General features: G+C 70.8%; 10 protein-coding genes and 1 tRNA gene. 5 read left to right on the forward strand and 6 right to left on the reverse strand.

Annotated elements, in window-relative coordinates; genetic code table 11:
- Positions 1-122: 122 nt before the first annotated feature.
- Positions 123-1,832 (forward strand): protein kinase, encoded by a 1,710-nt coding sequence (locus tag ACH4XV_RS14735; protein WP_395789663.1) that lies wholly within the window; start codon positions 123-125, stop codon positions 1,830-1,832.
- Positions 1,833-1,893: 61 nt separating this feature from the next.
- On the opposite strand, the gene ACH4XV_RS14740 is transcribed toward ACH4XV_RS14735, so the two are convergent.
- Entirely contained in the window at positions 1,894-3,609 is a 1,716-nt protein-coding gene (locus ACH4XV_RS14740) for a class I adenylate-forming enzyme family protein (protein WP_395789665.1), read from the reverse strand.
- Positions 3,610-4,755: 1,146 nt separating this feature from the next.
- Here ACH4XV_RS14740 and ACH4XV_RS14745 point away from each other — a divergent pair.
- On the forward strand, positions 4,756-5,289 hold the full coding sequence (locus ACH4XV_RS14745; protein WP_395789667.1) for a MarR family winged helix-turn-helix transcriptional regulator: 534 nt from the start codon (positions 4,756-4,758) through the stop codon (positions 5,287-5,289).
- Here ACH4XV_RS14745 and ACH4XV_RS14750 read toward each other — a convergent pair.
- Positions 5,286-7,556, reverse strand: coding sequence for a RelA/SpoT family protein (locus ACH4XV_RS14750; protein ID WP_395789669.1), 2,271 nt, complete (start codon positions 7,554-7,556; stop codon positions 5,286-5,288). The two genes, ACH4XV_RS14745 and ACH4XV_RS14750, sit on opposite strands and share 4 nt — an antisense overlap.
- Positions 7,557-7,799: 243 nt before the next feature.
- Positions 7,800-8,936, reverse strand: a complete 1,137-nt coding sequence (locus tag ACH4XV_RS14755) for a phosphotransferase family protein (RefSeq protein ID WP_395789671.1) — start codon at positions 8,934-8,936, stop codon at positions 7,800-7,802.
- Between the two features lie 298 nt (positions 8,937-9,234).
- On the opposite strand from ACH4XV_RS14755, the gene ACH4XV_RS14760 reads away from it, so the two are divergent.
- Positions 9,235-10,047: a phosphatase PAP2 family protein gene (locus ACH4XV_RS14760; RefSeq protein WP_395789673.1), complete on the forward strand. Its 813-nt coding sequence runs from the start codon at positions 9,235-9,237 to the stop codon at positions 10,045-10,047.
- A 286-nt stretch (positions 10,048-10,333) separates the two neighbouring features.
- Positions 10,334-10,999: an HAD family hydrolase gene (locus tag ACH4XV_RS14765; RefSeq protein ID WP_395789675.1), complete on the forward strand. Its 666-nt coding sequence runs from the start codon at positions 10,334-10,336 to the stop codon at positions 10,997-10,999.
- Here ACH4XV_RS14765 and ACH4XV_RS14770 read toward each other — a convergent pair.
- Positions 10,977-11,519: a DUF5753 domain-containing protein gene (locus ACH4XV_RS14770; protein WP_395789677.1), complete on the reverse strand. Its 543-nt coding sequence runs from the start codon at positions 11,517-11,519 to the stop codon at positions 10,977-10,979. The genes ACH4XV_RS14765 and ACH4XV_RS14770 overlap by 23 nt on opposite strands.
- Complete coding sequence (locus tag ACH4XV_RS14775) at positions 11,444-11,863, reverse strand: helix-turn-helix domain-containing protein (protein ID WP_395789679.1); 420 nt, start codon at positions 11,861-11,863, stop codon at positions 11,444-11,446. The genes ACH4XV_RS14770 and ACH4XV_RS14775 overlap by 76 nt, the downstream gene beginning before the upstream one ends.
- Before the next feature lie 120 nt (positions 11,864-11,983).
- Here ACH4XV_RS14775 and ACH4XV_RS14780 point away from each other — a divergent pair, with 120 nt between their 5' ends.
- On the forward strand, positions 11,984-12,340 hold the full coding sequence (locus ACH4XV_RS14780; RefSeq protein ID WP_395789681.1) for a hypothetical protein: 357 nt from the start codon (positions 11,984-11,986) through the stop codon (positions 12,338-12,340).
- Between the two features lie 613 nt (positions 12,341-12,953).
- Here the strand turns inward: ACH4XV_RS14780 and ACH4XV_RS14785 are convergent.
- A tRNA-Lys gene (locus ACH4XV_RS14785) sits at positions 12,954-13,027 on the reverse strand.
- Positions 13,028-13,115: the final 88 nt, after the last annotated feature.

The following is a 13,115-nucleotide window of genomic DNA, read 5'->3' on the forward strand; positions in this document are numbered from 1 at the left end:
GACCGCGCGGAACCCGGCGGGACCCGGGCCCCGTCCCCGAGGCGATGTCGCATACGGTTCCCCCCACGGACGCTGCTACGAAACAATCACATCCACAGGGCGCGTACGGGGAGGCGTTTGCGGTGGCTCGGTTGTGGCTCGGCAGCCGGTATCGGCTGGACGAAAAGCTCGGCTCGGGCGGCAACGCAACCGTATGGCGGGCCTGGGATCGCAAGATGCAGCGCTTCGTCGCGGTCAAGGTGCTCAAGGAGTCCTTCGGCGGATCCAACAGCATGGACCGCTTCGGCCAGGAGGCGCTGATCCTCGGCCGGCTCTCCTCGCCCAACATCATCGTGGTGCACGACCGCGGCCTCAAGCAGGTGATCCGGCACCCCGGCGAACCGAACCGCACCCACCCCAGGAAGCCGCCCCCCGTCGGCCCGGAGAACGCCGCGCCGACGATCGCGCAGCGGCCGGGCGACGTCGCGACGCGGGTGTTCGACCACGACGCCGAGACGCTGCACGACGCGCAGGTGACCTCCGCGCTCGGCGCCGCATCCGCCGACATGCGGGAGACCGACGGCAAGGTCATGTACCTGGCGATGGAGCTGATCACCGGCCGCACCCTGGCCCAACTCGTCGCGGACGGCGCGTGGTTGCCGATCGGCCACGTGATCGGCTGGGCGATCCAGCTGTGCGACGCGCTCGACGTCGCCCACTCGGGCGACGTACTGCACCGCGACATCAAGCCCGCGAACGTCATGGTCACCTCGCGCGGGGTGGTCAAGGTGCTCGACTTCGGCATAGCACGCTACATGCAGAAGGAATCCTCACGCGCGGGCATCACCCTGCCCGGCAGCATGATCGGCACCCCGGCGTACATGGCGCCCGAGCAGATCCGCGGCGAAACGGTCGACGGCCGCACCGACCTGTACGGCGTGGGCTGTGTGCTGCACGAAATGCTCACCGGCACGCCGCCGTTCGGTCTGGACCACCCGCACTCGACGATGCACGCCCACCTGGAGAAGCCACCCGAGTCGGTGCGCAACTCCCGGCTGGAGGTGCCCGAGGACCTGGCCGCCCTGGTCCTGGCACTGCTCAGCAAGCGGCCGGAGAATCGGCCGGCGAACGCGGCGGAGGTGCGGGATCGGCTGGACGACCTGTCCGTCAAGCCGCCGCGCAACCTCGCGCCGCAGCCGTGGGGGGTGCCGGCGCCGGAGTCGGTCACGACGATCGACCCGCAGCCGACCGTGGACCAGCCGGTGCGACTGGTGCCGCCGCCGCCGACCGGGCCGAGGCCGGTGCGGGCGAACGATTCGATCCAGGCGCTGCGGGACGAGATCGGGCGGCAGGTCCGGGCGTTCGGCCACGACCACCCGGAGACCCTGCGGATGCGCGAGCAGTTGGCGGACCGGCTCGGCCGGGACGGCGATCCGACGGCGGCGATGCGGCTGCTGCGCGAGGTGATCTCGGACAGCGGCCCGCTGCGCGGCGCGCTCGACCCGCGCACGCTGCGGGCGCGGCGGCGGCGGGCGCACTGGACGGCGGCTGCGGGTCGGCCGGCGGAGGCTGCCAAGCTGCTCCGGAACCTGCTGCCGGACCAGGTGCGGGTGATGGGCACCGACCACATCGAGACCCTGCAGATCCGGCACGAACGGGCCCGCCGCGAGGGTGAGGCGGGCAACTTCATGACCGCGGTGCATCAGCTGCGCACGCTGATCTCCGACGTGATCCGGGTGCTGGGCGCCGAGCACCAGCTGGTGATCGAGTTGTGGGACGAACTCACCTTCTGGGAGCACCGGCTCGACGGCCACGGCGACCAGGGCGCGGCCCTGGCCCGCGACGGGTCCTGACCGGACGGCGGAGGCCGGGGCGGGCGCGGGCCTTCCCGGAGTCGCCCGCGGCCGTCGTCCGTCACAGCGCCAGCATGTCCCGCAGTTCGCGCTTCAGCACCTTCCCGACCGCGTTGCGCGGCAGCGCCCGTTCGGTGAAGCGGACCACCGTGGGCACCTTGAACGCGGCGAGCCGGCGCGCCACGTGCCCGCGCAGTTCGGCGGCGCTCGCCGCGCCGGGCACGTGCAGCCTCACCACCGCGGCGACCTCCTCGCCCAGGTCGTGGTGCGGCACCCCGACCACGGCCACCTCGGAGATCGCCGGGTGCTCGAACAGGATCGCCTCGACCTCGGCCGAGTAGACGTTCTCGCCGCCTCGGATGATCACGTCCTTGAGCCGGTCGACCACGTACAGCCGCCCGTCGGTGTCGACGTAGCCGAGGTCGCCGGTGCGGAACCACCCATCGGGGAATGCCTCCTCGCTCTCCCGGGGCCGATTCCAATAACCCCGGACCACGTGCGGGCCGCGCACCCGGATCTCGCCCGTGCGGCCGATCGGCAGTTCCTCCCCGGTCAGCGGGTCGGCCACCCGCAGATCCGCGACCGGTACCGGATGCCCGACGCTGTCCGGGTGTTCGTAGTAGTCGTCGCCCGAGTTGACCACCACCACGCAGGTCGTCTCGGTCATCCCGTAGGCGTTCAGCGGGACGATCGTGTTGCCGGACATGCCGCCCACCAGGCCGACCAGGTCCGGCGGCACCGGCGAGCCGCCCATGCCCAGGCTGGTCAGACTGGACAGGTCGCGCCCGGCGCGCAGCGGCGACTCGACCAGCCGGCGCAGCAGCGTGGGCACCATGTTGGCGGTCGACAGCCGCTCGGTCTCGATCAGTTCGAGCGCGGTGGCGGTGTCCCAGTGGTGCATCAGGCACAACTTGGCGCCTTGGGCGGCGCCGATGTACAGGCCGGACAGGCCGGCGATGTGGAAGAACGGGTAGACCTGCAGGCTGCCCGGCGCGGCCGGGCCGGCCGGGGACCCGTCGGGCGCGGCCGGGCCCTTGGCCAACTCGGCCGTGGGCAGGCCGGCCCGGGCCAGAGCGACGGCCCTGGTCAGCTCCATCGTGTGCAGGTTGGTGGTGTGATTGTGGTGGGTGGCGACCGCGCCCTTGGGGCGTCCGGTGGTGCCGGAGGTGTAGATGACGGTCGCGTCGTCGAACGGCTCCGGGCCGCCGTCCGGCAGCGCGCACTCGCCGGTGAACCCGCGCAGTAGCGCCGCCAGGTCCGCCTCGCCGGCCGCCGGCGGCCCGTCGAGGCCGGCCACTAGGGTGGGCAGCGGGCCGTTCGGCCGCCCCCGGATCAGCTCGGCCCGCTCGTCGTCGCAGATCAGGACCGTGGTGCCGGAGTCCTCCAGGGCGAAGCGGAGTTCGTCGACGGTCCACCACGCGTTCAGCGGCACCGCGATCGCGCCGAGCACCTGGATCGCCCAGAACGCGAGCGGCCATTCGATCCGGTTGCGCATCGCGACGGCCACCCGGTCGCCCCGCCGCACGCCGTACTCGTCGGCCAGATGTCGGGCCAGGTGGGCGACGAGGCGGTGTTGTTCGGCGTAGGAGATCCGCTCGCTCTGGTAGACCAGCGCGTCCCGGTCGCCGTGGCCGATCAGGCCCTCGAAGACCGCGCGCAGCGTCGGCGGGGCCTTGCTCAGCACCCGCCAGGGAATGCCGTCGTGGACGACCTCCTCGATCGCGTAGGCCGATTCGGGTCCGGTCAGTTCGGCCAGGGCCTGTGTCCGATCCAGCATCCGGTGGGTCCACCTCCTGCACACTGCGAGCGACTGGTACCGGGGGTTGGGAGCGCATCAACGCTAATGCGGAGATCGCATCGCGGGAACCCTGGCAATCGACATGATCACCTTTACTGGGCGCTCCGCGCGCTTGCGCGGGGGGTGGGTTGTGGGGGGCGGGTGGGGCGGAGTCGCGGCGGTGGCGCGACGGGGGTGACGGCGCGACGGGGGTGATGCTTCTTGTTGGGCGCTCCGCGCCGGCTCGCGAAGCGTGGGTCGCGGCCGTGGCGGGCGGGTGCGCGGGGTCGTGTCGGCGGCGGTACTTCTTATTGGGCGCTTCGCGCCGGCTCGCGAGGGACCACTTTTTTCTCTCCCCCGCTTCGCTCCTCCGAGAAAAAGGCGGTCCCTCGCTCGGGGCCGGCTGTCCCTCCGCTTCGCTCCGGGCCATCCGGCCCAAACTCTGCGGCTCCGCCGCTCTCCGCGCTGCGCGCGTCGATCACGCGGGCGGCCCGGGTCGGGGGCGCTAACGCGCCGACGGGGTTGCGCCGACGGCTCGGGTCGCCGGGGAGGGACCGTGTCGCGGCCGTGGCCGACTCGGGAGTGGTCCGCGTCGTGTCGGGGGCCGGGCGTCCCGACCGCCACCCCCGTGGCGCGTCAGCGTCCACGACCCGGGCCGTCCCCGGGATCGACGCGCGCAGCGCGGAGAGCGGCGGAGCCGCGAAGTTCGGGCTGGGTGACCCGGAGCGAAGCGGAGGGGCGCACAGCCCCGAGCGAGGGGCCGCTTTTCTGCGGAGGAGCGAAGCGGGGGAGCAGAAAAGCGGCCCCTCGCGAGCCGGCGCGAAGCGCCCAACAAAAAGCACCGCCGCCGACACGACTCCGGCTACCCGTCTCGCCCACCCCACGACCCCGGCACCGCACCTCACCCACCCAACGCCCCCAGCACCACTCCGCCCACCCCACGCCCCAGCAACACCCCCGCCCACCTCGCCATCCCGGCACCCCGTCTCGCCCACCTCACGCCCCACTCCCACCCCGGGACCCCCGACCCGCTCCGCGCCCCGTCCTAGGCCCCCATCCCCCACCCGGCGCAGCTTGTTGTGTTTTGCAACCGTTTCCGGCACGCTTGGCGCACATTCAGGGTGCGCGGTGATGAGGAGCAAGGCGATGTCGGACAGCGTTGAGCGGCGAGTGGTCCGTGAGGTCGGTGCCGCGACCCGGTTGATTCGGCTGTTGATGGCTCCTCCGCTCCAGGCCGCGGGGATCACCCAGGCGGAGTTTCATCTGCTCGCCCTCCTGGAGGAGCGCGGCACCTCGACCGGCAAGGAACTGGCCTGCCTGTTGAGCCTGGACAAGACCACGATCAGTCGGCAGTTGACCTCCCTGGAGGAGGCCCTGCTGATCGCCAGGGCCACCGACCCGACCAATCGCCGATCGCACCTGATCACCGTCACCGAGGCCGGCCGGTTGCGGCTCGCCGACGCGCGCCGGCGCAGCCTCGCGGTGATGGCGGAACGGTTCGCCTCCTGGCCCAAGGAGGAACTGGGCGCGCTCGCGGACCACTTGGCCCGCTTCAACGACGTCCTGCGCGGCGACGTGGCGGAGCCCGGCGCCGAGCCCGAACGCAACCGGCCGAGCCAGGACCTGCCCGGCGGATCGGACCGGTCCCAGGACCTGCCCGGCGGATCGGACCGACCCTAGGGTCGGTCCGCCACCCTCGGGTGTACGCGCGGCCTCGCCCGGTAGACGTCGTAGACGCCCTGCACCCGGCGCAGTGCCCGGAGCAGCTTCGGGAGGGTGGCCAGGTCGGCCAGGCGGATCGTGTAGGTCTGCCGGACGCGCATCTGCTGCGGCGGCGCGATCGAGGCCGAGGTGATGTCGGCGCCCTCCGCGTCGATCGCGGCGGTGACGTCGGCGAGGAGGCGGGGGCGGTCCAGGGCCTCCAGTTGCAGGGTGACCCGGTAGCCCTGGTCGGCCTGGTGCGGCAGCCAGGACGCGGCGACCACGTCGCGGCCGGCGCGGCGCATCTGCTGGACGTTGGTGCAGTCGGCCCGGTGTACCGCGACCGTGCCGCCGCGGATCACGAAGCCCGCGAGCTCGTCCGGTGGGACCGGGGTGCAGCAGCGGGCCAGGCGGACCGGCGCTCCGGGCGAGCCCGGCACGCTGACCACGGCCTCGCCGGGGTCGGAGGGGGCCCGTCGGGTTCGGGCGGGGGCCTGGGCGGCGGCCTCGTCGGGCACGCCGGCCGACTCCGGGCGGCTCGCCGGGAGGGTCGGCGCGGCCTCGCCCGCGGCGGCCAGGTTGCCGAGCGGCGGGGCGAGCAGCGGATCCATCCGGCCCTCGATGCCGTTCGGATACTTGGCCAGCCAGGCTTCGATCGCCACCCGGGCCAGCGGGCTGCGGACGAACGAGAGCCATTCCTTCGACGGTGCCGCCGCGCCGGGCGGAGCGGTGATGATGGACACCGTCTCGCCGTCCGCCAGGACCGAACTCAGCGCCACCAGGCGGCCGTTGATCTGCGCGCCGATACATCGGTGGCCGGTCTGCTCGTCGATCGCGTAGGCCGCGTCCACACACGTGGAGCCCGCCGGCAGGGTGAGCGGGCGTCCCCCGGTGGTGAAGACCAGGAGCTCGCGGTCCGCCGACAGGTCGGCGGTCAGCGAGCTCCAGAAGACGTGTGCGTCGGGGATGCCGCCCTGCCAGGCGAGCAGCCGGTGCAGCCACGCGAGCTGCTCGGGGGCGTCCGGCCCGGCCTCGGCTTTGCCGGTGTGTGCCACGACGCCGAACTCGGCCAGGCGATGCATACGACGGGTGCGGATCAGTACCTCGACCTTGTCGCCCTCGGGCAGCGTGATCGCGGTGTGCAGCGATTGGTACAGGTTGAACTTGGGGGTCGCGATGTAGTCCTTGAACTCGCCCGCGATCGGCGACCAGCAGGTGTGCAGTACGCCGAGCGCGCCGTAACAGTCGGTGTCGGCGTCGACCACGATCATCAGCCGGGAGAGGTCGAACGGGCTCAGGTCCTCGCGTCCGCGCCGCTTTTGTACGCGGCGCACGGATACGTGGTGCCGCGCGCGCGGCGATACCTCCGCCTCGATCCCGGCGTCGCGCAGCGCGCGTTTGACCGTCGTACACAGTTTCGACACGGCCTCGTCGGTGACCGCCTGGCTGGCGCTGACGGTGCGGGCCGTGGCGGCGTGCTCCTCGGGTCGGAGCGTGGCGAAGACGATGTCCTCCAGCTCCGACTTGAGCACGTGGATGCCCAACCGCTCGGCGAGCGGGATGAACACCTCCTGCGTGGCCTCGGCGGTGCGGATCTGGCTGGCCCGGCGGCGATATCGGATCGTGCGCATGTTGTGCAGCCGGTCGGCCAGCTTGATCACGGTCACCCGCAGGTCCCGACCGGTGGCCACGATGATCTTGCGCATCGTCTCGGCCTCGGCCCGGTCGCCCAGGTCGACCCGCTCCAGCTTGGTCACCCCGTCGACCAGATGGGTGACGTCGTCGCCGAACGCCGCGCGCACCTCTTCGAGGGTCAGGTCGGTGTCCTCGACCGTGTCGTGCAGCAGCGCGGCCACCAGCGTGGTGGTGTCGGCGCCCAGCTCGGCCAGGATCGTGGCCACCGCGAGGGGGTGCGTGATGTACGGCTCGCCGCTCTTGCGCATCTGCCCGCGGTGGGACAACTCGGCGACCGCGTACGCCTCCTGAATGGCCGTCACATCGGCCTTCGGATGGTGCACACGATGCACCTGGAGCAGCGGTTCGACCGCGTCCGGAGTGCGTCGACGGCTTCCGGTGAGGAACGTGACCGCGGCCAGACCCAGTCGTTGGATGGGTTGTTGGACAGGCCGGCGGGACAGTCGTCCGACGCGGTCGGACATGCTCCGGCTCGGAACGTCACCCTCGGCTCGCGGCGCACCCTTGGGCACACCGGCCCCGGCCGGCGGGTCGAGTCCCCCGATCGTCATGCGGCACCTCCGGCAGCTACCCCCGGAGTCGCCCCCGGTGATTCATGCTACCGACAACAACACGGACGGTGTCCGCGTGATGTCGCCCGTCACACACGATCACCCGCACGGGTCAGATGTGCCCGTCGCGGATGATGTGAAGAGTCCAGCCTAACCCCTCGGGATCTTGTCGGAGCGCACACCCGCCGGGCCCGGGGAGCGCGCCTGCCGCGATACGGGCGCGCGGGTGGTGGTGATGGGGCGTCAGTTATCTGCCGCGCGCTCCCAGTACGTGCCGGCCAGCATCGCCTCGATCAACCCCCGGTGCAGCACCGTCTCGTCGAGGTCGGCGGGCTGCTCGCGCTCGCCGAAGTGCCACTGGCGGTGCGCGATGCGGGCCATCACCGCGCCGTGCCGCACCGCCGCGTACATCTCGAAGTAGCGCATGTCACGCGGCGTGTGGCCGGTCAGCTTCTCGTACTGCGCGCACACGTCCTCGGTGCGCATGAAGTCGGGAAGGCCGGGCAGCCCGTAGCGGGTGGCGATGTCCTGGAAGAACGCGTGGATGAAGATCATCCAGGCCAGGTCCAGCTCGCGCGGGCCCACCGCGGCCATCTCCCAGTCCAGGACCGCGGTCGGCACGAAGTCCACGTAGAGGATGTTGCCGATCCGGGCATCGCCCCAGCTGATCACGTCCGGGCCGACCTCGGCCGGGAAGTTGTCCTCCAGCCATTGGAAGGCGCGATCCAGGAGCGGCACCCGCTGTCCCTCGATGCCCCACTCGTAGAACGCGCGCAGGTCGTCCAGGTGCCTGCGCAGCGCGATCTCGCCGGCGCCGTCGTATTGGAGGAAGGCGATCTCCTCGGGCGTGGTCTCGATCCCGTGGATCGCGGCCACCACGGCCACCGACTCCTCCTGGAGCCGGCGGCGCTGCTCGGGCGTGGCCGCGAGCATCCAGCCGTCGATCGTGTACGGCATCACGTCGGGCGGCGCGACGCCCTCGGCCCGGCGCATCACGAAGAACGGGGCGCCGAGCGGTCCCTCGTCCGGCTCGTTCCACAGCAGCGCGGGCACCGGGATCGAGCAGCGTTCGGCGACCAGCGTCATCACCGCGAACTGCTTGTCCATGTCGTAGCTGGGGAAAACCGGCTTGGCGTCCATCGCGGGCCGCATCCGCACCACGCAGCGTTCGGTGCGGCGCTCGCCGTCCTCGGTCCACGTCGCGTCGAACAGCAGTGTCTCGCTCGACATGCCGTTGCCCGACGGGGCGCGCAGCTCGGAGATCTCCGGTTCGGCCCCCTCCGGCAGTCGGCCGGCCAGCCAGACCAGCAGTTGATCGTGCACCGTCGCCAGGTCCCGCGTGCTGGTCTGCGGACGGGTGACCTCGTCGGAGTCGGCCACGACAACCTCCGGTATCCACGTCGCGAACTGCGACCGGCGGCGCCGGACGTCCCTGCCGACGCCCGGTCCCCGCCCTGTCGGCGGCGTCCGCCGAAAAGTGAAACACGTTCTATCATGTGTGACACGTGTCATCAATGGCCGCGCGTGCCGATCCAGCGGGTGACAGGGCGGTGCTGGGCCTGTGGCGCGGCGGCCGGCGGGGCCGCGGCGCGGCGGTCGTCGGCCCCCGTCCGCGAGCGCCGGCCGGCTGCGCCGACGCGGTGCCGTACCGCACCGGAGCGTGTTGCAAACTGGGTGGATGTCGTCAATCCCCGCCAAGGTCCGCCTGCGTCCGCGCTGGTGGACCGAGTTGCTGCTGATCGCGGTGCTGTACGAGGTGTACTCGCTGAGCCGGCTCGTGGTCCGCGGCGACGCCGACGCCGCGGTGCGCAACGCCGAGCGAATACTGCACGTGGAGTCGCTGAGCCACCTGGACCCCGAGCGCATGCTCAACCAGGTCGTCTCGAACCACGTGTTCATCGGCGTGGTCTGCGACTACGCGTACGCGACGCTGCACTACGTGGTGACGCCGCTGGTCCTGCTCTGGCTCTGGCGCAGTCGCCCCGAGCGGTACCGGGGCGCGCGCACCACGCTGGCCGTGGCGACGGTGGTCTCGCTGGCCGGTTTCATGCTCTTCCCGACCGCGCCGCCCCGGATGATCGAGGGCTTCACCGACACCATGGCGCACTTCGCGTCCTGGGGCTGGTGGGGCGGCGGGGCCAGTGCGCCGCGCGGGATGGAGCACATGACCAACGAGTACGCGGCGATGCCGTCGCTGCACGTGGGCTGGGCGGCGTGGTGCGGGTGGCAGGTGTGGCGGCACGGGCGCGGCCGGGTGGTACGCGGGCTGGCGGTGCTCTACCCCTTGTTCGTGATCGTGGTGGTGCTCGGTACCGGGAACCACTACCTCGCCGACGTGGTCGCGGGCCTGGCCGTGATGGGCCTGGGCGCGCTGGCCTCGCCGTGGGTGGTGCGCGGGCTCGACGGGTTGCGGGGCGGGGTGGCGATGCGCCGGCCCGGGTCGGATTCCGCTGTCGCGGTGATCGATTCCGGCCACAAAGAAGTCGCCTGACGCCATCGTCAGGTAACGGACAAAACGATTTCGGTCGAGATCCACCGGATCCAACCTCGGAACGACGCCGGACCTGCGGGCAGGCGGTACCTTCTGGATGGCCCCACGCCCAAGCGCGCGGCAAGGATTCCGCCATCGGGCGCACGCCGATCGGACAAGTCGTCACAACGGCGGACGAATCCGATCGGGCTCGGCCTGACAGGCCCATTTCTCGCCTGGCGGACGAAGGGGTTCGACGCACGGGCACAGGACACGGGGCCGGCAGGCGACGACAGCGGGAGCGGTAATGCGGATCAGCGCCGTGGTGTTCGACGTGGGCGAGACCCTGGTCGACGAATCGCGCGAATACGGCACGTGGGCCGACTGGCTCGGGGTGCCCCGACACACCTTCGCGGCCACCTTCGGGGCGGTGATCGCGCAGGGCCTCGACTATCGCGAGGTGTTCCAGCGCTTTCGGCCCGGCTTCGACCTGACCGTCGAGCGAGCCGCGCGCGCCGAGGCGGGCTTTCCCGAGTGGTTCGGCGAGGAAGACCTCTACAACGACACCCGCCCCTGCCTCAAGGCACTGCGCGACCAGCGCCTGTGGCTGGGCGTGGTCGGCAACCAGACGGTGAACGCCGGCATCATCCTGCGCGACCTGGAACTGGGCGTGGACCTGCTCGCCACCTCCGACGACTGGGGCATCAGCAAACCCGAGCCGGCCTTCTTCGAACGCCTGGTCGCCGAGTGCCCGTGCCCGGCCGAGGAAATCCTGTACGTCGGCGACCGCCTCGACAACGACGTCCGCCCGGCCCACCAGGCGGGCCTACGCACCGCCCACATCCGCCGAGGCCCCTGGGGCTACCTGATCGCCGACGACCCGGAACTGGTCGCGGTAGCCGACCTACGCCTGCAATCCCTCGACGAACTCCCCACAGCCATAGCCCGAATCAACAACACAACAGAGCGATAGCCGGGCCCGGGGCCGAACGCGGAGCGCTCGTGGACGGCGAGCAGTCCCGACCCGGCGCGAGTCGGGGCTGCTCGGTTCGCCGAATGCCATCGTCAGGACGCGTCGAACCCGCCGTGCTTGGCGCCCTCGATGAACGCGCGCCACTCGTCGCCGGTGAAGAGAAGGGTGGGGCCGCTCTGCCGCTCATGACGCCGTGGTGCAGGCCCGCGCCAAACGCCACGATACGGATCCCGACGTTGTCCAACTCCGCCAGTTCGACGAGTCGTTCCAACTGCGCCCGCATGATCGTCGTGCCGCCCACCGGTCGCCGCAGGACGGACTCACTCAGCACGACATCCACCATGGGTGCCGCCGTTACGCGGGTGAGCAACGTCTGACGTTCGATGCACACATGAGCACGTCGTTCGACCTCGGCCTCGTCGCGTTCGGGGTTGCTCTCCTTGATCAGCGTCTTGGCGTAGTCGGCAGTTTGGAAGAGCCCGGGGACGAGATCCGACTCGTACCAGTCGAGCGACGACACCGCGCTTCTTCCAGCCCGATGTACAGATCGAAGGACTCGGGGATCACGTCGCCGTACGCGTGCCACCAGCCACAGCCACGCCCCTTCGTCTCCTTGGCAAGTCCCATCAAGCCTTCGGTCGGTTCCTCCGATGCGCCGTACACCTTGCACATGGCTTCGACATCGAGGCTGCGCAGCGAGGTCTGACCAGTCTCGATCCGCCGGATCTTCGGTTCCGACCACTCCAACTTCGCCGCCGCTGCCCGCACTGTCAGCCGTGCCCGGCCGCGCAGTTCACGCAGATGCCGACCGAGTTGCCTGCGCGGGACCGTCGACCCTGTTGTTCCCTCCGACACGCCTGCCACCCTCCTACATTCACTCGGTTACGTGGCGTGGCTTTTCGGACACTGCCGCGCAACCAGGGGCATCCCATGACGTGAATTCGACCGTCGTTCGGGCTGTCTCGACCTTGAGAAGGGAGCACTGTGAAGCCCCTGATGTACGGCTACCTGCGCGTTTGCCCCGACATGGACAACCGGTCCGTGACCGACGCCGGCAGGCAACTGGCCACCTTGGCGCACGATGAAGGCTTCGAGTTGGGACAGGTCTTCCTCGAAAGAGGGACGTCGAGCTCGAATACCTGGACCGCCCTGGCGTCGCACTGCCTTGAAGACGGCGTGCGGGACGTCGTGGTCCTGGAGGTGGCCGAACTCTTCCACGAGCCCCACCCCGTACCGATCCTGCGCGAACTCATCCAGGAGATCATCGGCGGCCGCGTGTGGTCGGCGAACGAGGCGACCGGCGCCCGCAAAACGGCCGGACGGCGGCCCGTCACCTCATGATCAGGACGCGCCCTCAGTACGTCGCCAATATCTGGCTTGCCGCCGTCCCGACCGCCGTCACCTGCTCCCGCCTCTGGATGCCTCGCTCAACCCGCCCGTCATGTCGAGCACGGGCGCAGCCGTGGATGCGGTGGGTGGCCGTGGTCTCATCCTTGTTGGCGAATTCGCCAAACGGGTCGGCCACTTCTTTCCGAAAACGGGTAGCAAAGTGGTCTATGCCGATCTTTCCTTGACCGACATAGCCAAGCGACTCCCACAGAGCGCCGCCGGGAAGCGCACGACCATCGACTTCCCCGAGGCCGACGTCGCTCTCCTGTGCGAACTCCTCGAAGGACTGAGCAGACTCCGATCGCGCCGGACACCGAACACGCGGCGCCCACAAAGGGCGGCGGGTGAATTCCGGGATTTGTTACGACCATAATCGAGTCCGCGTCGAATGCACCGGCAGGGCGCGGAGATGGTGGCGGCCTTCGCCGGGGGCCGGAGTCGCGACCGGGCCCGAGAGGGCGGCGGAGGCGGTGGGTCGGCAGTCGGCCGAGGCGTCGGGTGGTGGGAACGGCGAAGGGCGCCCTTCCCGTGGGAAGAACGCCCTTGCCCTACAACTACCTTCCGGTGCGCCGCCAGGGACTCGAACCCCGGACCCGCTGATTAAGAGTCAGCTGCTCTAACCAACTGAGCTAGCGGCGCTTGCGTTGCGTGGGAAACATTAGCAGGGGTCGGCGGTGATCGAAAATCGACACCCGGGGACCGGGCTCGACCGGGTCCGGGGGCGCGC

Source organism: Embleya sp. NPDC020630, assembly GCF_044334985.1.
GTDB lineage: Bacteria > Actinomycetota > Actinomycetes > Streptomycetales > Streptomycetaceae > Embleya.

Excerpts from the sequence above, each read along its gene's own strand:
- ACH4XV_RS14740 (WP_395789665.1), bottom strand. The coding sequence starts at position 3,609 with ATGCTGGATCGGACACAGGCCCTGGCCGAACTGACCGGACCCGAATCG.
- ACH4XV_RS14745 (WP_395789667.1), top strand. The coding sequence starts at position 4,756 with ATGTCGGACAGCGTTGAGCGGCGAGTGGTCCGTGAGGTCGGTGCCGCG.
- ACH4XV_RS14750 (WP_395789669.1), bottom strand. The coding sequence starts at position 7,556 with ATGACGATCGGGGGACTCGACCCGCCGGCCGGGGCCGGTGTGCCCAAG.
- ACH4XV_RS14760 (WP_395789673.1), top strand. The coding sequence starts at position 9,235 with ATGTCGTCAATCCCCGCCAAGGTCCGCCTGCGTCCGCGCTGGTGGACC.
- ACH4XV_RS14765 (WP_395789675.1), top strand. The coding sequence starts at position 10,334 with ATGCGGATCAGCGCCGTGGTGTTCGACGTGGGCGAGACCCTGGTCGAC.